The organism is Methylobacterium sp. 1030 (genome assembly GCF_040544715.1).
In the GTDB taxonomy this organism is placed as follows: Bacteria; Pseudomonadota; Alphaproteobacteria; order Rhizobiales; family Beijerinckiaceae; genus Methylobacterium.
Map to the genome: position 1 here is coordinate 144,393 of NZ_JBEPKM010000011.1, position 18,535 is coordinate 162,927.

The window sequence follows — 18,535 nt, forward strand, 5'->3', positions numbered from 1 at the left end:
CGCCCTGCACGCGTCGAAGAGTGATAGCCCGATGGCCCGTCGCACCGTCCTGAACCCGCTCGCCGCCGCCCTGATCGCCGGCGCGCTCGGCGCCTGCAACACCGCCGACCGCCTCTCGCAGGTCGGCCTGACCCCGGCGCTGTCGGCGATCGAGGACCCGACCGCGCAGCCGGGCTACAAGCCGGTGCGGATGCCGATGCCGGACGTGCAGCCGGTCTCGTACGCGCCGAACTCGCTGTGGCGCACCGGCTCCCGCGCCTTCTTCAAGGACCAGCGCGCCGCCAAGCTCGGCGACATCCTGACCGTGAAGGTCAAGGTCACCGACCAAGCGAACATCAGCAACGAGACCAAGCGCTCCCGGGCCAACACCGAGAGCTTCGGCCTGCCCAACGCCCTGGGCCTGGAGAACAACGCGGTCGGCAAGTCCTTCGGCGTCGGAAGCACCGCGCTGCTCTCCGCCACCTCGGCCATGGCCAATGACGGGGCCGGCTCGGTCCAGCGCACCGAGTCCGTCCTGACGAACGTCGCCGCGGTGGTGACCCAGGTCCTGCCCAACGGCAACCTCGTGGTCGAGGGCAAGCAGGAGATCCGGGTCAATTTCGAGGTGCGCGAGATGATCGTCGCCGGCGTGGTGCGGCCGGAGGACATCGAGTCCGACAACACCATCGACTCGGCCAAGATCGCCCAGGCGCGCATCGCCTACGGCGGCCGGGGCCAGATCACCGACGTGCAGCAGCCGCGCTACGGCCAGCAGCTCGTCGACATCCTGCTGCCGTTCTGAGGCCCCTCAGGACGGCTCCTCCGGCTCCGGCCCGCGCGTCACGTCGAGGCCGGAACCGGCGCCGGGGGGCGGGCCGACCTTGACCGGCGCGCCGGTGCGGGCGGCCTCGTAGATCGCCTCCATCAGGACCTGGTCCTGCAGCCCCTCCTCGCCGGGCGTGCGGGGCCGCAGGTTCTCCTGGATGCACCGCGCGAAGTGGTCCAGCTCCAGGGCGAACTGGTTCTTCGGGCTCAGGACCTTCTCGTCCCGGGCGGCGTTCCTGCCGTCGCGGTGGCCGATGTAGAGACGCTGGCCCTGGTAGGCGAAGGCGTTCTGGAGATCGACGGAGGCGGTCCCGGTGTGCAGGGTCAGGCTCCGCGCCTCGTAGACCCCGTAGCTCGTCAGGCACTGGGCGATCACGCCGGACGGGAAGTGGAGGGTGAAGCTCGCCGTCTCCTCGACCTCGCGGTACTTGGGATCGTCCGGCGGCGCGTAGATCTGGGCCTGGATCAGGTTCGGCTCCTCGCCGAGAACCGCGCGGGCGGTGTTCAGGCAGTAGAGCCCGATATCCGGCAGCGAGCCGCCGCCCGCCAGCGCCTTGCGCAGGCGCCACTGCTCCGGCAGTCCGGTGGTCTGGCCGTTGAAGGCCTGGATCAGCCGGGGCCGGCCGAACTCGCCCGAACGCGCGAGCTTGATCACGGCCCGGTTGTGGGGCTCGTACTGGCACCGGTAGGCGATCATCAGCTTGACGCCGGCCTTCGCGCAGGCCGCGATCATCTCCCGGCACTCGTCCGAGGTCACCGCCATCGGCTTCTCGCAGAGCACCTGCTTGCCGGCCGCGGCGGCCGCCACGACGTTGTCCCGGTGCACGCCGTTCGGCGTGACGATGTAGACCGCCTGGACGTCAGGGTTCGCCTTCAGGCGATCCCACGCGTCGTAACCGTAGACGGCGTCGTCCGGCAGCCCGTACTGCCGCGCCACGAGCTTCGCCTTGTCGGGCGAGCCCGACATCACCGCCGCGAGACGGGCGCGCTTGCTCTCGCCGAACGCCGGCAGGATCTCGTCGAGGCTCAGGCGCCCGAGACCCACCACGCAGTAGCCGACGCGGTGGCCCGGCGGCTGCGGCGCCGGGCTCGGGGCGGGCGGCCGGTCGCCCGGCCCGCGCCAGTTCGGGAACATCACCTTTCCGCCCTGCACGGCGCCGGTATCGGCCGGGACCGAAGGGGCCGGCGGGGCGGCCGGCGCCGCGGCCTGCGCGCCGCCGCCGGCCGCGGCGCCGGCCAGGGCGCCCCCGGCCGCGAGGAGAGTGCGTCGTGAGAGCCGGGTGTCGTCCGCCATGTGCCTCGCCGTGTCGCCGGATCGGGAGGGCCGCGCCCGGGGCGCCGCCCGCGCCGGGAGCCGCCGGATGGCGGGACCGCGCCCTCAGTGAACGCGACCCGGCTCCGGGCTGTTTCCGTCGAGGAGCGCGGCGCGCAGACGCGCCACCTCCGCCTCGCTGGCGGCGAGCCGGCGCGCGACCGCCTCGGGCTCCGTCGCCGCGCGGGTCTCGGCGAAGCCGAGGCCGACCGACTCGCCCGCGCGCCAGGCCACGAAGGCGCGCCGGGCCTCGCCGCGACAGGGGATGAACAGCTCGACGCTGTCGGGGAGCACGGCCTCCGCCGGCAGCCGGACCCGCGCCCCGTCGAGGGACACGTCGCGGACCGTGCAGTCGATCTCCGGGAGGAAGGCCGCGACGCGCAGCCGCCCGCCCAGGCAGACGCGGCGTCGGGCAGTGCGGCGGCGCTCGACCACGATCGTCTGACCCTGACGGTTTCGGTTGCGGGGACAACCGCCATCCAGCCCGGACCGCCCCCGCCCGTCCACCTTAACCGTCTGTTTACCTTAACGGCGGCCTCAGGCGGGCGGCGGCGGGTCGGGCGCCTCGACCTCGCCGCGGCGCTGCAGCTGCAGGGCGACGAACCAGCACAGGGACGCCCAGGCGGCGCCGATGCACCAGCCGGCCAGGACGTCGCTCGGCCAGTGCACGCCGAGATAGATGCGGCTGATGCCGACGAGCAGCGTCACGCTCACCCCGAGCGCCAGGACCAGCGCCTTGGCGCGGCGGTTGCGCTCGATCCGGGCGATCAGGGTCGCCAGGGTCAGGTAGGCGATCGCCGACATGGTGGCGTGGCCGCTCGGGAAGCTCGCCGTGAACACCTCCATGCCGTGGGGCACGAGGTCCGGCCGGGGCCGATGGTAGAAGATCTTCAGCACCGTCGAGACCAGCTCGCCGCTCCCCACCGCGGCGAGGACGTAGAGACCGATGCGTCGGCGCCCGGACACGCCGAGATAGGCCGCCACCGCGCAGGTCAGGAACAGCACGGTGAAGACGCTGCCGAGCCCGGTGATGTCGCGCATCGCCTCCTCGAGCCAGGGCGGCCCGATCGGGTCGGCGAGATCGGCGGGGTTGCGCAGGGCGAGCAGGATCCGCCGGTCGAGGGCCGCGGTGGAGCCCTCGCCGACCTCGTGGGCGAGGTAGAAGAACCCGTAGCCGAGGATGCTCAGGCAGAGCAGGGCGACGAGGGGACCGACCTCGTTCAGGCGCAACCGCAGCCACACCGCCATCGCGGGCTCGATCAGCCGGTTCTGCCGCAGGTTGCCCGGCGCCCTCATGGCGCGGTCTCCCGGTGCGCGTCGACATCCATCAGGCATTCTCTCCGAAGGGCAGGCGGGCGACGGCGTCCCAGGGGCCGCCGCGGTAGCGCCAGAGCAGGGTGCCGGGGGCGGTGAACCGGAACGGCACGAACCCCGCCGACAGGTCGGCGTGCAGCGCGCGGGCCGTGTCCGGCGACACCTTGTTCTGCACCGTGACGTGCGGGCGCCAGCCCTGCCGGTCCTGGGCGGTGAGGTGGGCCGCGAATTCCTGCGCGAGACGGCCCCGGAAGCGCACCAGCGCGTCGGAGTCGAGCGCGTAGGCGACGCCGCGGCCGGTGAAGCGCAGGCCGGTCACCGCGACCTCCGGCGGCGGCACCGTGCGGGCGAGGGCGGTGATCGCCTCGATCACGCCCCGCTCCCGGTCGCCCGGCAGGTGGTGGAACAGGGTCGCGTGCGCCGGGATGCGGTTCTGGGATTCCGGGAAGTGGCGGCGCCGCTCGCCGTCGAACCGCGCGAAAGTCGGTTCGTCGAAGGCGAGCGTCAGGATCAGGGGGTCCGCGTCGGTCATCGGGGCCAGATGGCGCCCGCGGGCGCTCAGGTCCAGTACAGGATCCGCGCGGACGGCAGGTCGCGGGCGAGGCAGGCGGTGAGGTGGGCGCGCATCGCCTGCATCAGGGGCTTCGGGAAGACGTGCTTCACCGAGCCGAACTTGGTGCGCTTCTCGACGCGCTCCGCCTCGTCCAGCGGCAGGTCCGAGCCGGGATACCAGCCGCGCAGCACCGCCTTCGAGCCCGGCGTGAACCGGTGGGTGATGAGTTCGGCGGTGAGGTCGAGATCGGGCACGCCGGCCAGCGCGTCGGCGGCGGCGCGGACCAGCCCGGCATAGGCGTCCGCCCAGTCCGGGACCGGCAGGATCGGCGCGACGGTCAGGCCGACCGGGTAGCCGGCCCGCGCCGCCGCCGCCAGGGCGGCGAGCCGCGCGTCGAGGGGATCGGTGCCGCCCTCGTAATGCGCAGCCGCCCGCGGATTGACCGAGAAGCGGATGCGCGTGCGCCGGTTGTGGGGCAGGTCGAGGAGCGGCTCGACCGCGGCGAACTTGGTGGTGAAGCGCAGCTGCACCGGCGCGTCCCAGGCGCCGAAATGCCGGATCGCCGCCGAGAGCGAGCCGGTCAGGTGCTCGATGCCGAGGGGATCGGTGTAGCAGGACGCCTCGAAGGTGGTCCCCTCCCGCGCCCGCTCGGCGGAGGCCGACGTCACCGCGCCGCGCCCCGCATAGTCCGCGAGGGTGTCGAGGATCGCCGCCAGATTGGCGTAGGCGCGGGTCACCGGCGGCCCGGACAGAGAGCCCGCGAGGTAGCAGTACTGGCAATGGGCCGGGCAGCCCTCGGCGAGGTCGAAGCGCCAGTCGGCCGAGGGCGGGATCGGCTGCAGCCGCAGCTTGGTCGGCGGGGCGACCGTCAGCGCGAGGGTCGCCTTGGCGGCCGCGTAGGCGCGGCGCGGATCCGGCTCGCGCGGGCTCGGCAGGCGGTTGGACGCCAGCCGCTCCACCGGCAGGCCCAGCGCCTCGGCGCGGGCCAGCATGGCCCGCCCGTGGGCGTGCTCCAGGGCGGCGGGCATGACCAGCACGCGGCGCGGGCGCCACAGCCGCTCCGGGCGGGCGGGCTCCGGGCGGATGGGCTCCGGGCCGCCGGCATGCTCCGGGCGATCGCGGGTCTGGACGGCCGGGGCAGGGGAGGGCGTCATGCCTGACGAACGCGCGGTCCCGGTGCCGGGTCCGGCCTAGTCGCCCGCTCGCGGTGCGGCTAAAGCACCGTCATGTCTGCAGGCAGGGAGAGCGTACATGTCGGCCGCGACGGCTGGTTATTCCTCACGGGGGGGACCAACCGGGTCATGGACCGGTATCGCGGCGGCCTGCGGCACTGGCTGCTGCTGCGCGGCTGGACACGGCTGATCAAGGCCCGCGCGCGGCGGGCCGAGAGCCTCGGCATCCGCTGCCTGCACGTGATCGTGCCGGAGAAGCTGTCGGTCTACGACGACAAGACCGACGGCCTGCGTTACGCCCCCGGCAAGGCCTCGACCCGGCGGCTGGCCCGCAGCCTCGCCCGGCATCCGGCCTATCTCGACCTTCTCGCCCCGCTCCGCGCCGCCCGGAACGGGCCGGTGCCGCTCTACCTGCGCACCGACACGCACTGGACCGCGCAGGGCTGCCTGCTGGCCTACCGCGCGATCATGCGGGCGCTCGGGGCGATCCCGCCGGCCGACATCGGCGCGCGTCCGGGCATCGTCTCGGACCAGCTCATGGATCTCGGCGAGAAGCTGCCGGAGCGGCCGCGCGAGCGCCTGGAACGGTTCATGCTGCAGCGCGACGCGTCGCGGGTCGAGACCGGGCCGCTGCTCGCCGCCTACGAGGCGGAAGGGCGCGACCGGGAGGTGCATGTCGGCGCGCATGTCGTCTACCGGAACGCGTCACCGGCGGCCGATCCGCGCCGGCTCGTCCTGTTCGGCGATTCCTGCGCCCATTTCGACCCGTTCCTGCTGACCGGGCTGCTCGCCGAGAGCTTCAGCGAGGTGCACTTCGTCTGGTCGTCGAGCCTCGACTGGGCCTATATCGAGCGGGTCCGCGCCGACATCCTTCTGTTCGAAATCGCCGAGCGCTTCCTCGCCAAACTCCCGAAGGACGATTTCGACGTGGCCGTCGCCGGCCAGCGCGGGACCGGCGGCCGCCTCGCGAAGCTCCGGACCGGCGGCCTCGACGCCGTCGGCCGCGGGGCGAAGCCTCAGTAGATGGCCTGATCCAGGCGAGCGAAGTCGGCGACGCTCGCCGCCTGATACTTCGCGAAGGATTCCGGCGCGCAGGCGATGCCGATCATCAGGACGAGGAGCGTCGCGAGGCACGCGAGCGTCGCGGTGACCACGTCGGCGTGGCGCCGCAGGGCGTGGATCACCAGGCACCCGAACGTGAACAGGGCCGCCTCGGCGACGGGCACCAGCGCGAACGACATCACATTACCTCCATCGATCCCCCACCGGGTCGGGCAGCTGCGGCACGCGCACGGCGACGGGTGGGTGACGCGAGACATGGCGGACTTTGCTGCACCGCAACAGACAGGCGGGCGCAGGCCTGCCTTGCGTGGCGTTCGCGGGCGGACGCGTCCCTTCACACCGACCGCGCGAGGCCCATCTCGGTCGGACCTCTCGGACAGGCGGAGACGACAATGGGCCTCCTCGTAGACGGCATCTGGCGCGACCAGTGGTACGACACCGCCGCGACGGGCGGCCGCTTCGAGCGCAAGGCCTCGGCCTTCCGCAACTGGGTCACCGCCGACGGGTCGGCGGGCCCCTCCGGCGCGGGCGGCTTCCGCGGCGAGCCGGGGCGCTACCATCTCTACGTGTCCCTGGCCTGTCCGTGGGCGCACCGCACACTGATCGGCCGGACGCTCAAGGGGCTGGAGGACGCGATCTCCGTCTCGGTGGTCGACCCGCACATGGGCTCCGAGGGCTGGGTCTTCGGCGACACGCCGGGCGCGACGCCGGACCCGATCCACGGCGCCCGGCGCCTCTACGAGGTCTACCTGGCGGCGGACCCGTCCTACAGCGGCCGGGTCACCGTCCCGACCCTCTGGGACCGGGAGCGCGCCACCATCGTGTCGAACGAATCCGCCGAGATCCTGCGGATGCTGAACGACGCCTTCGGGGGCACCGGCCCCGACCTCTATCCCCCGGACCTGCGCGCCGAGATCGACGCCGTGAACGGCCGCGTCTACGACCGCGTGAACAACGGCGTCTACAAGGCGGGCTTCGCGACCACGCAGGAGGCCTACGCCCAGGCCTTCGAGGCCCTGTTCGCGGAACTCGACGCGCTCGAGGCGCGCCTCGACCGGAGCCGCTACCTCTGCGGGGACCGGCTGACCGAGGCCGACATCCGGCTGTTCACGACGCTGGTGCGGTTCGACGCGGTCTATGTCGGGCACTTCAAGTGCAACAGGCGCCGGATCGCCGACTACCCGAACCTGTCGAACTACCTCCGCGACCTCTACGCGCTGCCGGGCGTCGCGCCGACCGTGAACCTCACCCACATCAAGCGGCACTATTACGAGAGCCATCCGACCATCAATCCGACGGGGATCGTGCCCCTTGGGCCGGACCTCGACCTCGCCGCGCCGAACGACCGGGCCCTGCGGTTCGCGGGCTAGCGGGCCGCCCCGCCCGGCGTCCCTTCCGCGCCCGTGCGGGTAGGGTTGAGGGCGTCCGGCGCGTCCGCGACACACCTCCCGTCGCGCCGGTCCGGGGGCCGTGCCCCTCGACGGCGTGCGCGGCGCGCCTAGTTCGGCTCTCAACCGGAGGATGCCCGACACGCCATGACCAACAGCCTGCGCCTCGCGCTGCTCTGCGCCCTCGTCAGCCTGCCCTCCGCGGCCCGCGCCCAGGCGGCGCTGCGGCTGGAAGGGACCTGCGAGAAGCTCGTCATCGGCACGCAGGACCTGAGCGCGGCCTGCAGCAACGTCCTGACGAACGCGGTGAGCCGCAACCGCACGAGCTTCGACTTCACGACCTCCGACGGTCAGACCCTCAGCTTCAGCGGCAACGGCGCCCAGCAGGAGGCCACCGAGGAGACCGATCCGCTGCAGCCGATCAACGTCGTCACCACGGGCAAGGACGGCGCCCCGATCCTCGCGATCGGCGCCTGCCGCTTCTCGACCCCGGAAGCCGGGCGCACCGCGATCACCTGCGAGGCCAGCACCGCCGACGGGCGTCCCTTCGCCGGCACCTTCGTGACCGCCGCCAAGGCGGCGGCGGGCGCGCCGGCCGCCGCGCCGCCGCGCTGAGGATCCGGCCCTCCGGGCTGGTCAGACCGGGGCGGAAGCCCCATTTAAGGCGCTCCACGAAAAAGGTTCCGAAGCCAGACCGATGCTCAACGACACCCTCGCCGCGGGCGGTACCCCGGCCGGCGACACCGGCTCCCTCATCAAGGACACGACCACCGCGAGCTTCCGTCAGGATGTCATCGCCGAGTCGATGAACCGGCCGGTCCTGGTCGATTTCTGGGCGCCCTGGTGCGGGCCCTGCAAGCAGCTCACGCCGGTCCTGGAGAAGGTCGTCCGGGAAGCCGCGGGCGCGGTCGTCCTCGCGAAGATGAACATCGACGAGCATCCCTCGATCGCCGGTCAGCTCGGCATCCAGTCGATCCCGGCGGTCATCGTCTTCCAGAAGGGCCAGCCGGTCGACGGCTTCATGGGCGCGGTCCCGGAGAGCCAGATCAAGGAGCTGATCGCGCGCGTGGCCGGTCCGCAGCAGGACCCGCTGGAGGCGGCCCTCGCCGACGCGGCGGCCCTGATCCAGGAAGGCGACATCGCCGGCGCCGCCGAGATCTACGCGGCCGTGCTGGAGCAGCAGCCCGATAACGTCACCGCGCTGGCCGGCCTCGCCAAGATGCAGCTCGACGCGGGCGAGATCGAGAACGCCAAGCGCGTCCTGGCGATGGTTCCGGAGGCGAAGGCCGGCGACCCGGCGCTCGTCGGCATCCGCGCCGCCCTGGAACTCGCCGAGCAGGCGGCGTCGCTGGGCGACCTCGCGGGCCTGCAGCGCGAAGTCGAGGCCAACCCGGACGCCCACCAGGCGCGGTTCGACCTCGCGCTCGGGCTCGCCGCCCGGGGGGAGCGCGGCCAGGCGGTCGATCACCTGATCGAGCTGCGCAAGCGCGACAAGGACTGGAACGAGGACGGTGCGCGCAAGCAGCTGCTGCAATTCTTCGAGGCCTGGGGCGTGATGGACCCCGACACGATCCGCGGCCGGCGCAAGCTCTCGGCACTTCTGTTCTCGTGAGGCACCGGCTCGCGCGCCGGCCCACCGTTCGGCCCCTCTGGGAGGCGCCATGAGCACCCATGCGAGCTACAAGGGCCCCGCGGATTGCCCGGCCGTGATCCCGGTCTTCCCGCTGTCCGGCGCGCTGCTGCTGCCGCGGGGACAGATGCCGCTCAACATCTTCGAGCCGCGCTATCTCGCGATGGTCGACGATGCCATGCGGACGGACCGGATCATCGGGATGATCCAGCCCGACCCGGAAGGGTCGGGCGGATCGAATCCGAAGCTCTACCGCGTCGGCTGCGCGGGCCGCGTCACCCAGTACGCCGAGACCGGCGACGGCCGGTACCTGATCTCGCTCACCGGCGTCACCCGGTTCCGAGTCGAGAGCGAGCTGGCCTCGATCGGCCCCTATCGCCGCTGCCACGTCTCCTACGACGAGTTCGCGGTGGACTTCGAGCCGCGGGCGGGCGAGGAGCAGGTCGACCGCGAGGGCGTCCTCAAGGCGCTACGCGATTTCGTGGAGTCGAACGACCTCAAGGTGGACTGGGCCGGGATCGACGAGGCGCCCGACGAGGCGCTGGTCAACGCCCTGTGCATGATGAGCCCGTTCGGCGTGCGCGAGAAGCAGGCGATGCTGGAGGCTCCCGACCTGAAGACCCGGGCCGAGATCCTGATCGCGGTCACGCAGATGGAACTGGTTCGCGGCTCGGGTCCCGAGTCGCCGTTGCAATAGGTTGCCCCACGATGTCCAACGATCTCACCGCCCCCGTCGAGGCGACCCGCGTCGACCCGAAGCTCCTGGAGATCCTGGTCTGCCCGCTGACCAAGGGCACCCTGGAATACGATTCGGCCCGGCAGGAGCTGATCAGCCGCTCGGCGAAGCTCGCCTACCCGATCCGCGACGGGATCCCGATCATGCTGCCCGAGGAAGCCCGGCCGCTCACCGACTGAGCACCGCGAGTCGCTCCGGCCGTCCCGCGCGGCCCGTCACAACCCGCGAGGGCGGCGCAGCGCGCTGGTCGGCTGCCCGCGCCCGCCGACGGATCCGATCATGGATCCCGCCCGGCCCGATCGAGGCCGGTTGCTCAATCGCCGGCCCGCCCCGAGGCGCCCGAGGCTCTCCCGCGCGGGCAGGTTCGGCCGCGGTCTCGCGGGCGCTTTCCCGCGGGCCCGGCGATCCTCGACAGGCGCGAGCAGGACCTCGGCCGCCTCCGTCTCCTCCGTGATGAGCGGAGACTTGGACGCTCCGGTCGGCAGATCAGTCCACAGCATCGTCCGCAACGAGCTTGACTATTGGCCGGGGGACTGTCGGCCGTAATCTATCTTGAACAAGTGGGAGGCAGCCATACTCTTGCCGCTTCCATCGTTCAGCGTCGAGTCATCCTCGATCGATGATTCTGACCGTGCACGCCGCTTCCGGCGGTGTCCGCTTCGCTGAAAGATTGCATCGCATGACCAAGCTGACCGCGGTCGCGGCCCTCGCCGCCGGCCTTCTCCTCCCGACGTGCCTGCCCGCCAGCGCGGGGCCGAGCGCGCATAACGGGCGGTGGTCGGTGGAGCTGGTGACGGAGAGCGGCCTGTGCAGCGCCCGCTACACCTACGCGCTCGCGATCCGCGAGGGGCAGGTGCAGCTCGTTTCCGGCAGCGCCGGGGCGCAGGTCAACGGCCACGTGCGGCCCGACGGCAGCGTCGGCATCACGGTCAGCAACGGGACGGCGAGCGGCACCGGCACCGGCCGACTCCAGGCCGGCAGCGGCGCCGGCACCTGGAAGGTCTCGTCCCTGTGCTCGGGCCACTGGACCGCGCGGCGCAGCGACACCCGCACCGCGCAGGCCGACTGAGGTCGCTCAGGCGGCCGCGGCGAGCCAGCTCCGCGCCTCGTCGATGCGGGCGCGCTCGAACACCTTGATCTGGGTCGGCGACACGAAGTTGAAGGTCTCGGCCAGCGCCTTCAGCCAGGGTGCGTCCGTCACCAGGGCGACGTGGCTGATGCTCTTCATCATCGAGATGCCGAAGCGCGGGTCCTTGAAGAAGGCCGCGGGCTCCATGCCCTCGAAGGCGCGGATATCCTCGAGCAGCTTGATCTTGCCGCCCTTGTCGAGGTCGGCCTTCATCGCGGTCATCGCCGCGTTCATCTCCTCGTCGGTGATCTTCCCGTCGACCACGATCTCGGCGACATTCGAATCCGGCGTCTTGGTGTAGGTCAGCACTGATCGCTCCTCCGGGAACCGCATGCGTCCCGTAGCCGGTCTCCGACCAGGGTCCGCCGCCCGTGACCTGAGCCATACCCGATCGCGGGACGAACCGGTATGGCTCCGGACCCTCGCTCTGACGTGCCTCCCGACGGCGAACCGGCGTTCACGAGACCGGGAGGCCCGCGAAGTCTCCTACAAAAAGCTCTGCGGGTCGACATCGATGGCGACTCGGACGTTGCCGCGCACCTTCGGGCCCCGGGCGATCCAGGCGCGCAGATAGGCCTGGAGATCGACGTTGCGCTCGGTCTTCACGAGCAGGCGGAAGCGGTAGCGGCCGCGCACCAGGGCGAGCGGCGCCTCGGCGGGCCCCAGGACCATCACGCCCTCCGGCGGCTCCGCGGCGCGGGCGAGCGCCTGCCCGTGCGCCTCCGCGACCTCGCGCTCGCTCGCCGAGACGATCAGCGCGGCGAGCCGCCCGAACGGCGGCAGGCCCGCCGCCTCGCGGGCCTGGATCTCCTCCGCGTAGAAGCGCTCGGCGTCGCCCGACAGCAGGGCGGCGATCACCGGGTGGTCCGGCTGGTAGGTCTGGACCAGGGCGCGCCCGGCCTTCTCGCCGCGTCCGGCGCGCCCGGTGACCTGCTGGAGCAACTGGAAGGTGCGCTCCGCCGCCCGCGGGTCGCCCGAGGTCAGGCCGATATCGGCGTCGAGGACGCCGACCAGCGTCAGGAACGGGAAGTTGTGGCCCTTGGCCACGAGTTGCGTGCCGATCACGACGTCGCACGCGCCGGCCGCCACCGCCTCGAGTTCCTGGCGCAGACGCTCGGCGCCGCCGGGAAAGTCGCTCGACAGGACGACGATGCGCCGGTCCGGGAACATCTCGGCGGCCTCCTCGGCGATCCGCTCGACGCCGGGCCCGCAGGCGGTGAGATTGTCGAAGGTCCCGCACTCGGTGCAGGCCTCCGGCCGGCGCTCGGCGTAGCCGCACTGGTGGCAGACCAGCGCCCGGCGGAACCGGTGCTCCACGAGCCAGGTCGAGCAGTTCTTGCACTGGTAGCGGTGGCCGCAGGCGCGGCAGAGGGTCAGCGGCGCGTAGCCTCGGCGGTTGAGGAACAGCAGCGCCTGCTCGCCGCGCTCCAGGGTGCTCTTCACCGCGTTGACCAGCGGCGGGCTGAGGAAGCGGCCGCGCTCGGGCTGGTCGAGGCGCATGTCGATCGCGGCGATGTCGGGCAGGCGCCGGCCGCCGAAGCGCTCGGGGAGCAGGACGTGCCGGTAGCGCCCCCGCGCGGCGTTGACGCGGGTCTCGATCGCGGGCGTCGCCGAGGTCAGGACGACCGGGCAGCCCTCGAGGCGCCCGCGCACCACCGCCATGTCGCGGGCGTGGTAATGGACGCCGTCCTCCTGCTTGTAGGCCGTCTCGTGCTCCTCATCGACCACGATCAGGCCGAGCCGCGCGAAGGGCAGGAACAGGGCGGAGCGCGCGCCGACCACCACGAGCGCCTCGCCCTCGGCCACGGCGGCGCGCAGGCGCTCGCGCCGCTTGCCGCCGATCCCGGAATGCCACGCCGCCGGCCGGACCCCGAACCGGGCGGCGAACCGGTCGAGGAACTGCGCCGTCAGGGCGATCTCGGGCATCAGGATCAGCGCCTGCCGCCCGGCCCGGACGCAGGCGGCCACCGCCTCGAAATAGACCTCGGTCTTGCCGGAGCCCGTGACGCCCTCCAGCAGGACCGGGCGGAGATCGTCGGATTCCCGCGGCTGCGGCCGGTCCCACGGGAAGGGGGCGACGAGGGCCGCCACCGCCTCGGCCTGGGCGGGCGAGAGCGGCGCCCGCGGGAAGTCCGGGTCGGGCCGCGGCGCGACCGGCTCGGGCTCGACCGCGACGGTCTCGAGGACGCCGTCGTCGATCAGCCCGTCGACCACCGAGAGCGAGACGCCGGCCTCCTTGGCGAGCGCGCTCTTGCCGCGCAGGGCGCCGTCGGCCGCGGCGGCGAGCACCTTGGTGCGGGCCGGGGTCGGCCGGGACGGGGGCTTGTCGGTGAGTCGCACGGCGACGCGGGCGGTCTCGCCGGCGGCCGCCTCGTCGGGCAGCCGCAGGACCATGGCGAGCGCCGAGCCCTTCGGCGCCAGCGTGTAGCGGGCGATCCAGTCGACGAGGCTGCGCAGCGGCTCCGACAGGGGCGGGTAGGGGAGGCGGCCGGTCACGGGCCGCAGGTTCGAGCCGCCGGGCGTCTCGGCGACGCCCCAGACCACCCCGACGATCTCGCGCGGGCCGAGGGGCACCTGCACCACGTCGCCCGGGGCGAGGTCGAGCCCGGCCGGCGCCACGTAGCTGTAGGGCGTATCGAGGGCGAGCGGGATCAGGATCTCGGCGACGGCGGGCATGCGGGGCTTTTCGGGCGGGTCCGTTCCGGGTCCGTACCATAGGCGCGGGAAAAGAACCCGCCGCTTCAGCGATCCCGCAGCGCCGGCACGAGCGGCAGCGCCGCGAGGCTCAGCGCCGCCATGGCCCAGAAGGCCGAAGCGCCGAACGCCCCGTAGAGCGCCCCGGAGGCCAGCGTCGCGGCCACCCCCGACAGGCCGAGGCCCAGCGTGCCGTAGAGCGCCAGCGCGGTCGTCCGGAGATCGGCCGGCGTCGACGCCTCGATGAGCCCCAGGCAGGCGAGGTGCAGGAGGGCGAAGCTCAGCCCGTGCAGGGACTCGGCGGCGGCGAGCCAGGGAAGCGCGGTCGTGGATGCCAGCACCGCCCAGCGCAGCCCCCCCGCGCAGGCCGCCACCGCGATGCCGGTTGCCGGGCCGATCCGCGCCAGCAGGGGCGGTCCGACCAGCAGGAAGACCAGGACCTCCGCGGCCACCGAGACCGACCAGAGCAGGCCGGCGGTGGTCGCCGCGATCCCGGCGGACCGCCACAGGATCATGGCGAAGCCGTCGTGCATCGCGTGCGCGCCGATCACCAGGGCGGCGACCAGCACCGTGCGGCGGAAGCGCGGCAGGGCCACCAGGGCGGCGAAGCCGTGCCACGGCGCCCCGGCCCGCGCCGCGCCGCCAGGGCCGGCGGGCAGCGCCAGGGCGGCCGCGCCGGCTGCCAGGAACAGGCCGCCGCTCGCCACGAGGGCGGCGGCGAGGCCGTGGAGGCCGATCAGCCAGCCGGCCGCGGCGGTGCCGACGATGAACGCGGCCGAGCCCGCGCCGCGGACCCAGCCGTACTGGAACGCCGCGCCGCCGCGCGCGGCGGCCAGGGCCAGCGCGTCGGCGAGGGGCGCCGGGGCCGCGGTGCCCGCCGCGTAGAGGAGCGCCGGCCCGATCAGCTGCGCCAGCCCGGCGCCCGGCAGGTGCGCCAGGGCGCTGAGCCCGGCCAGCGCGAGGCTCGCCGCCAGGACGGATCGGCCGGCCCGGTGGCGGTCGGCGAAGGCGCCGGCCAGGGGCCCGACCGCGAGACGCAGGGCGCCCGCGGCGGCGAGGAGGAGGCCGATCTCGCCGGGCGTCAGGCCGCGCGCGGCGAGGAAGCCCGGCAGGACCGGCGACAGCACCCCGTAGGCGCCGTAGAGCGCCGCGTAGAGGACGAGGAATCGGGCGAGCCCGCCCCACCGTCCCGCCCCTGTCGCCCGCCGCTCCATCGGCGGAGCGTAGCACCGGCGCGCGTCCCGGTGTCAGGTCCGCGCCGGGCTTTCGTCAGCAGGGTCGGCGGACGGCGTAGCGGTAGCGCCGCCCCTGTGCGTCCAGCAACTCGCTGTCCGGCCCTTCCTGCCACACGACCTCGTCCTCGGGACGGGCCGCGTCGGTCAGGGTCGCCCCGCGGACGATGTCGAGGCTGAGGCCGAACCCGTAATTGGTCGCGGTCGCGTCGGTGATCGCGGCCGAGATGTCGGCCTCGTCGGGCAGGCAGGCGAACAGGACGCCGTCGGCGATGGCGAGGGTGTAGGTTTGCACGGATGGCCTCCAGGAGGCTCGAGGAGCGTGGACCGGCTGCGAGGGGCCGAACCTAGGCATCGCGGCCCGGATGTGAACCCTCTCCACCGAGATGCTGCATTGCACCATTTCGTGAGCACGAGCTCCGCGCGAGCCCGCGCCGCCGCGCTCAGCGACCCAGATGATCGTCGAAGAAGCGCGCCATTTCTCCGAAGACTTCCCTGGTTTCAGGCGCGTCCGGCGTGAACAGGTACTGCGCGTGGGACATGCCCTCGAACACCTGCAGCGACGCCTCGATCCCGGCGGCGCGCAGCTTCCGGTGGGTGCGCACCGTGTTCGACAGGAACAGGTCGCGGGTGCCGGTGACCAGGATCGCGGGCGGGAGGCCGGCGAAGTCGCCGTAGATCGGCGAGAGCTGCGGGTCCTTCAGGTCGCGGCCGGCGGCGTAGAGCTTGGCGGCCGGCGTCAGGTAGCCGGAATAGCTGACGAGCACGTTGTCGAGCCACTCGTTGGTCCGGTAGCTGTCGCCGGTCTCGGTCATGTCCGACCAGGGCGTTCCGAGACCGATCGCCGCGGGCAGCGCGAGCCCCTCGGCCTTGGCGCGGAGCATCAGGGCCAGAGTCATGCCGCCGCCCGTTGAGGTGCCGAACACCGCCATGTTCCGCGGCTTCTGCATGGACAGCATGGTCCGCCACACGGCGGTCGCGTCGTCCATGGCGGCCGGGTAGGGCGCGTCCGGCGGCATGCGGTAATCCACCGAGATGACCTTGTAGCCGCCGAGGCCGGCCATCAGGATCGCCTCCAGCGTTCCGGCCTCGCCGGGATTGTAGACGTAGCCGCCCCCGTGGATGTGCAGGAGGAGCCGGTCGCGGTTGGCCTCGGGGATCTGCCGGGGCTGGATCACGAAGGCCTTCACGCCGCCGATCACCGCGGCCTCGCTGGTGACGCCCAGCTTCTCGCGGAGCGCCGGCAGGGTGGCGGCTCCGGCGGCAGCGAGCTTGTCGACCAGCGCCTTCCAGGCCGCGGCGTCCGGCGGGTTCGCGTTCCAGGCCGGCACCCGGTAGGGCGCCGCCACCGCGGTGCGGAATTGCGGGCTCGTCGTGTCGGGGACCGGCACGACCTTGGCCGGCACCGTCCGCGGTCCCGGGGCGGCGTTGGCCGCGCCCATCTCGGCCTCCAGTTGGGCGAAGCGCGGCACGGCCCGCTCCGCGGGCGCGGCCTGCCCGAAGGCGGCCTGGGTGCCGCAGGCGATCATCAGCAGCGCGGACAGGCTCAGGCGCATCTCGATTCCTCCCGCGGCAGCCCGTTCCGCGACCCGTCTCGGCGGGTGCCGGCCGCGCTCGGCCGATACCTATCGGAGCGGGCGGCCCGCGACAGCCGCCCGGGTGACGATCGCGGCCGCGCGGTCACGCACCGAGCCGCGGGAGCGCGGCCGGCGTCTCCGGCTCGACCACCAGGGTCGCCGGCACGGCGCCGTCGCCGGCGAGGGCCTCGGCGATCGCCTCCGGCCCGATCGGGTCCTCGGCCGCGCCGGCGACGCCCGACGGCTCCGGCGTGATCCGGGCGGTCTCCCGACGCGGCCCGGTCTCGGCCGCCGCCGCGTGCTCGTCGGCGACACCGGCCACCGCCCCGGGGGCGATCAGTCCGATGGCGGCCGCGTGCTCGGCCATGGCGACGCTGTCGGCGGCGAGCACGAGGCTCGATCCGGCCCGGGCGACGGCGCCGGCGAGCCGGACGATCTCCTCCACCCGCGCGGAGCCGCGGGACACGTTGCGGATGTAGACCGCCAGCACCCGCCCGGGATTCTCCTCGACGATCTGCGCGTAGACCTCCGGGTCGTGCTGGCCGCTGTCGCCGATCAGCACGAAGGGCAGGTCGCGGTAGAGAGCGAGCATGTGCCGGATCAGCGCGTGCTTGTGGTCGGTGGCCCGGCGCGGCAGCGGGTGGGTCCAGGAGAGGCCCCATTCCCGCAGGAACAGCACGGGCCCCGCCGGGATGCCGTGGCGCTGGAAGAACTCCGACAGCATCTCGTAGAGACCCCAGGGCGCGCGGGACACGTAGAGCATCGGGTTGCCCTCGTCGCCGCCGGCGCCCGCGTGGAGGGCGCGGTAGAGGGCGGCGACGCCCGGGAAGGCGACCCGGCTCTCGGCATCCTCCACGAACAGGCGCCAGAGCATCTTCAGCTTGTTGGCGACGCCGGTGCGCATGACCGTGTCGTCGATGTCGCTGACCACGACGCAGCGGCAGCGGTCGGGCGGGATGAACACCGCGCCCTCGGCGGGAATCGGCGGATCGGCCTCGAGGCGGAGTTCGACCGCGTGCCAGTCACCCGTCTCGGCCGGGGGCGTGCGCGGGTGCAGGTGCACGCGGAAATAGCCGTCCCGGTCGGTCTCGACCCGCACGGCATCGTCGCCGAACCGGGCGGTGATGCCCGCGCCGGCGATCGTCCGCCGGGCGATGCGGCGGCGCAGGTCGCGCCACTGCGCCCGCAGGGATTCGGGATCCTCGCCGGGAATCCCCGGCGACTGCCGGAAGACGCGGCCGATGAGGAACACCTCGTCCCGTGACCCGTAGCCGCGGTAGGGCTCGACCACGAGCCCGCCCCGGCCCTTGCCGCCACGCCCCTGCGCGCGGCGGACCGGCCGGGTGAGGACCCGCAGCGCCTTCGTGGCACCCCTGCGCGCGCGCGAGGCCATGGCGAACGGCCGCCGTCCGGGCGCTCAGGCCTGCGGCAGTTCGGGGCTGAGCCCCATCGCGTCGAGGCCCTCCTCCAGGAGATCGCCGGCGTCGGGCGAGCCAAGGAGTTCCCGCGCGGCGCCCTCGCCGGCGGCCTCGCGCTCGCGGGCGAAGCGGACAGCCTCGCTCCACTCCTCCGGCTCCATGTCGCCGCGCCCGACGTAGAGGAGGGCGAGCAACTCGGCACGGGAATCGTCGTCGAGCCCGGCGATCAGGCCGCGGACCTCGGACTCGGTGGCGTCGTCGGTGCCGGAGACCAGGACGTCGGTGGCGCCGTCATCGATCGGGTTCGAACCCGAATCCGGGTCGGTATTGCCCTCCTTCACCTCGATGGCGCGCAGCCGCATGACGATGTCGGTGACGGTTTCGACGGCGATGTCCATGCGCTGATCTCCGGGCGCTGAAAGGGTCGGGCAAGCGGGGCCCTCAAGCCGCGACAACGGGCGAGCGGGCGCCGGGTTCGCCCCATCCCCATCGAAGGCGGGTTGCGTTGTCCGCG

The 18,535-nt window shown here is 73.2% G+C and carries 21 protein-coding genes; 8 read left to right on the forward strand and 13 right to left on the reverse strand.

Annotation, left to right across the window (positions count from 1 at the left end; all coding sequences use genetic code 11):
* Positions 1–31 precede the first annotated feature (31 nt).
* On the forward strand, positions 32–781 hold the full coding sequence (gene flgH / locus ABIC30_RS17645; protein ID WP_020093631.1) for a flagellar basal body L-ring protein FlgH: 750 nt from the start codon (positions 32–34) through the stop codon (positions 779–781).
* Positions 782–787: 6 nt separating this feature from the next.
* Here flgH and ABIC30_RS17650 read toward each other — a convergent pair whose 3' ends face one another.
* From ABIC30_RS17650 to ABIC30_RS17670, 5 genes are all read right to left on the reverse strand, one after another.
* On the reverse strand, positions 788–2,098 hold the full coding sequence (locus ABIC30_RS17650; RefSeq protein ID WP_354455837.1) for a Gfo/Idh/MocA family protein: 1,311 nt from the start codon (positions 2,096–2,098) through the stop codon (positions 788–790).
* Positions 2,099–2,182: 84 nt separating this feature from the next.
* Positions 2,183–2,551 (reverse strand): PilZ domain-containing protein, encoded by a 369-nt coding sequence (locus ABIC30_RS17655; protein ID WP_354455838.1) that lies wholly within the window; start codon positions 2,549–2,551, stop codon positions 2,183–2,185.
* A 102-nt stretch (positions 2,552–2,653) separates the two neighbouring features.
* Complete coding sequence (locus ABIC30_RS17660; RefSeq protein ID WP_020093634.1) at positions 2,654–3,412, reverse strand: phosphatase PAP2 family protein; 759 nt, start codon at positions 3,410–3,412, stop codon at positions 2,654–2,656.
* A gap of 31 nt (positions 3,413–3,443) precedes the next feature.
* Positions 3,444–3,962, reverse strand: a complete 519-nt coding sequence (locus ABIC30_RS17665) for a 2'-5' RNA ligase family protein (protein WP_354455839.1) — start codon at positions 3,960–3,962, stop codon at positions 3,444–3,446.
* Between the two features lie 26 nt (positions 3,963–3,988).
* The gene (locus ABIC30_RS17670) at positions 3,989–5,011 is read right to left on the reverse strand and encodes an SPL family radical SAM protein (RefSeq protein ID WP_502915846.1); all 1,023 of its coding nucleotides are present in this window, start codon (positions 5,009–5,011) and stop codon (positions 3,989–3,991) included.
* A gap of 198 nt (positions 5,012–5,209) precedes the next feature.
* On the opposite strand from ABIC30_RS17670, the gene ABIC30_RS17675 reads away from it, so the two are divergent.
* Positions 5,210–6,178 carry an alginate O-acetyltransferase AlgX-related protein gene (locus ABIC30_RS17675; protein WP_026605004.1) on the forward strand — a complete coding sequence of 323 codons (969 nt, stop codon included), beginning with the start codon at positions 5,210–5,212 and terminating at the stop codon, positions 6,176–6,178.
* Here the strand turns inward: ABIC30_RS17675 and ABIC30_RS17680 are convergent.
* Positions 6,172–6,396 (reverse strand): hypothetical protein, encoded by a 225-nt coding sequence (locus ABIC30_RS17680; RefSeq protein WP_042671783.1) that lies wholly within the window; start codon positions 6,394–6,396, stop codon positions 6,172–6,174. The genes ABIC30_RS17675 and ABIC30_RS17680 overlap by 7 nt on opposite strands.
* Before the next feature lie 213 nt (positions 6,397–6,609).
* Between ABIC30_RS17680 and ABIC30_RS17685 the strand changes: the two genes are divergently transcribed.
* From ABIC30_RS17685 to ABIC30_RS17710, 6 genes are all read left to right on the forward strand, one after another.
* Positions 6,610–7,587: a glutathione S-transferase family protein gene (locus tag ABIC30_RS17685; protein ID WP_354455841.1), complete on the forward strand. Its 978-nt coding sequence runs from the start codon at positions 6,610–6,612 to the stop codon at positions 7,585–7,587.
* 165 nt (positions 7,588–7,752) lie between these two features.
* Positions 7,753–8,220, forward strand: a complete 468-nt coding sequence (locus ABIC30_RS17690; RefSeq protein ID WP_020093640.1) for a hypothetical protein — start codon at positions 7,753–7,755, stop codon at positions 8,218–8,220.
* Between the two features lie 82 nt (positions 8,221–8,302).
* Positions 8,303–9,217 carry a thioredoxin gene (gene trxA / locus ABIC30_RS17695; protein WP_354455842.1) on the forward strand — a complete coding sequence of 305 codons (915 nt, stop codon included), beginning with the start codon at positions 8,303–8,305 and terminating at the stop codon, positions 9,215–9,217.
* Between the two features lie 49 nt (positions 9,218–9,266).
* A complete protein-coding gene (locus ABIC30_RS17700) occupies positions 9,267–9,932 on the forward strand; it encodes an LON peptidase substrate-binding domain-containing protein (protein WP_354455843.1) in 666 nt (221 codons plus the stop codon).
* Between the two features lie 11 nt (positions 9,933–9,943).
* The gene (locus tag ABIC30_RS17705) at positions 9,944–10,150 is read left to right on the forward strand and encodes a Trm112 family protein (protein ID WP_020093643.1); all 207 of its coding nucleotides are present in this window, start codon (positions 9,944–9,946) and stop codon (positions 10,148–10,150) included.
* Positions 10,151–10,650: 500 nt separating this feature from the next.
* A complete protein-coding gene (locus tag ABIC30_RS17710) occupies positions 10,651–11,040 on the forward strand; it encodes a hypothetical protein (protein ID WP_354455844.1) in 390 nt (129 codons plus the stop codon).
* Positions 11,041–11,046: 6 nt separating this feature from the next.
* On the opposite strand, the gene ABIC30_RS17715 is transcribed toward ABIC30_RS17710, so the two are convergent.
* The 7 genes from ABIC30_RS17715 to ABIC30_RS17745 form a co-directional block, all read right to left on the reverse strand.
* A complete protein-coding gene (locus ABIC30_RS17715; RefSeq protein ID WP_020093645.1) occupies positions 11,047–11,409 on the reverse strand; it encodes a SpoIIAA family protein in 363 nt (120 codons plus the stop codon).
* Between the two features lie 177 nt (positions 11,410–11,586).
* Positions 11,587–13,776: a primosomal protein N' gene (locus tag ABIC30_RS17720; RefSeq protein ID WP_354455845.1), complete on the reverse strand. Its 2,190-nt coding sequence runs from the start codon at positions 13,774–13,776 to the stop codon at positions 11,587–11,589.
* Positions 13,777–13,841: 65 nt separating this feature from the next.
* A complete protein-coding gene (locus ABIC30_RS17725; protein ID WP_354455846.1) occupies positions 13,842–15,008 on the reverse strand; it encodes an MFS transporter in 1,167 nt (388 codons plus the stop codon).
* Positions 15,009–15,063: 55 nt separating this feature from the next.
* Positions 15,064–15,321 (reverse strand): hypothetical protein, encoded by a 258-nt coding sequence (locus tag ABIC30_RS17730; RefSeq protein ID WP_020093648.1) that lies wholly within the window; start codon positions 15,319–15,321, stop codon positions 15,064–15,066.
* 148 nt (positions 15,322–15,469) lie between these two features.
* Complete coding sequence (locus ABIC30_RS17735) at positions 15,470–16,582, reverse strand: alpha/beta hydrolase (protein WP_354455847.1); 1,113 nt, start codon at positions 16,580–16,582, stop codon at positions 15,470–15,472.
* A gap of 124 nt (positions 16,583–16,706) precedes the next feature.
* Positions 16,707–17,996 carry an App1 family protein phosphatidate phosphatase gene (locus tag ABIC30_RS17740; protein WP_354455848.1) on the reverse strand — a complete coding sequence of 430 codons (1,290 nt, stop codon included), beginning with the start codon at positions 17,994–17,996 and terminating at the stop codon, positions 16,707–16,709.
* A 24-nt stretch (positions 17,997–18,020) separates the two neighbouring features.
* The gene (locus ABIC30_RS17745; protein ID WP_056525497.1) at positions 18,021–18,419 is read right to left on the reverse strand and encodes a DUF3775 domain-containing protein; all 399 of its coding nucleotides are present in this window, start codon (positions 18,417–18,419) and stop codon (positions 18,021–18,023) included.
* Positions 18,420–18,535: the final 116 nt, after the last annotated feature.

Coding starts and splice junctions, on each gene's coding strand:
- ABIC30_RS17690 (WP_020093640.1), top strand. CDS start 7,753: ATGACCAACAGCCTGCGCCTCGCGCTGCTCTGCGCCCTCGTCAGCCTG.
- ABIC30_RS17705 (WP_020093643.1), top strand. CDS start 9,944: ATGTCCAACGATCTCACCGCCCCCGTCGAGGCGACCCGCGTCGACCCG.
- ABIC30_RS17725 (WP_354455846.1), bottom strand. CDS start 15,008: ATGGAGCGGCGGGCGACAGGGGCGGGACGGTGGGGCGGGCTCGCCCGA.
- ABIC30_RS17720 (WP_354455845.1), bottom strand. CDS start 13,776: ATGCCCGCCGTCGCCGAGATCCTGATCCCGCTCGCCCTCGATACGCCC.
- ABIC30_RS17660 (WP_020093634.1), bottom strand. CDS start 3,412: ATGAGGGCGCCGGGCAACCTGCGGCAGAACCGGCTGATCGAGCCCGCG.
- ABIC30_RS17685 (WP_354455841.1), top strand. CDS start 6,610: ATGGGCCTCCTCGTAGACGGCATCTGGCGCGACCAGTGGTACGACACC.
- ABIC30_RS17735 (WP_354455847.1), bottom strand. CDS start 16,582: ATGCGCCTGAGCCTGTCCGCGCTGCTGATGATCGCCTGCGGCACCCAG.
- ABIC30_RS17650 (WP_354455837.1), bottom strand. CDS start 2,098: ATGGCGGACGACACCCGGCTCTCACGACGCACTCTCCTCGCGGCCGGG.
- ABIC30_RS17745 (WP_056525497.1), bottom strand. CDS start 18,419: ATGGACATCGCCGTCGAAACCGTCACCGACATCGTCATGCGGCTGCGC.
- ABIC30_RS17680 (WP_042671783.1), bottom strand. CDS start 6,396: ATGTCGTTCGCGCTGGTGCCCGTCGCCGAGGCGGCCCTGTTCACGTTC.
- ABIC30_RS17700 (WP_354455843.1), top strand. CDS start 9,267: ATGAGCACCCATGCGAGCTACAAGGGCCCCGCGGATTGCCCGGCCGTG.
- trxA (WP_354455842.1), top strand. CDS start 8,303: ATGCTCAACGACACCCTCGCCGCGGGCGGTACCCCGGCCGGCGACACC.
- ABIC30_RS17665 (WP_354455839.1), bottom strand. CDS start 3,962: ATGACCGACGCGGACCCCCTGATCCTGACGCTCGCCTTCGACGAACCG.
- ABIC30_RS17670 (WP_502915846.1), bottom strand. CDS start 5,011: ATGCCCGCCGCCCTGGAGCACGCCCACGGGCGGGCCATGCTGGCCCGC.
- flgH (WP_020093631.1), top strand. CDS start 32: ATGGCCCGTCGCACCGTCCTGAACCCGCTCGCCGCCGCCCTGATCGCC.
- ABIC30_RS17710 (WP_354455844.1), top strand. CDS start 10,651: ATGACCAAGCTGACCGCGGTCGCGGCCCTCGCCGCCGGCCTTCTCCTC.
- ABIC30_RS17740 (WP_354455848.1), bottom strand. CDS start 17,996: ATGGCCTCGCGCGCGCGCAGGGGTGCCACGAAGGCGCTGCGGGTCCTC.
- ABIC30_RS17675 (WP_026605004.1), top strand. CDS start 5,210: ATGTCTGCAGGCAGGGAGAGCGTACATGTCGGCCGCGACGGCTGGTTA.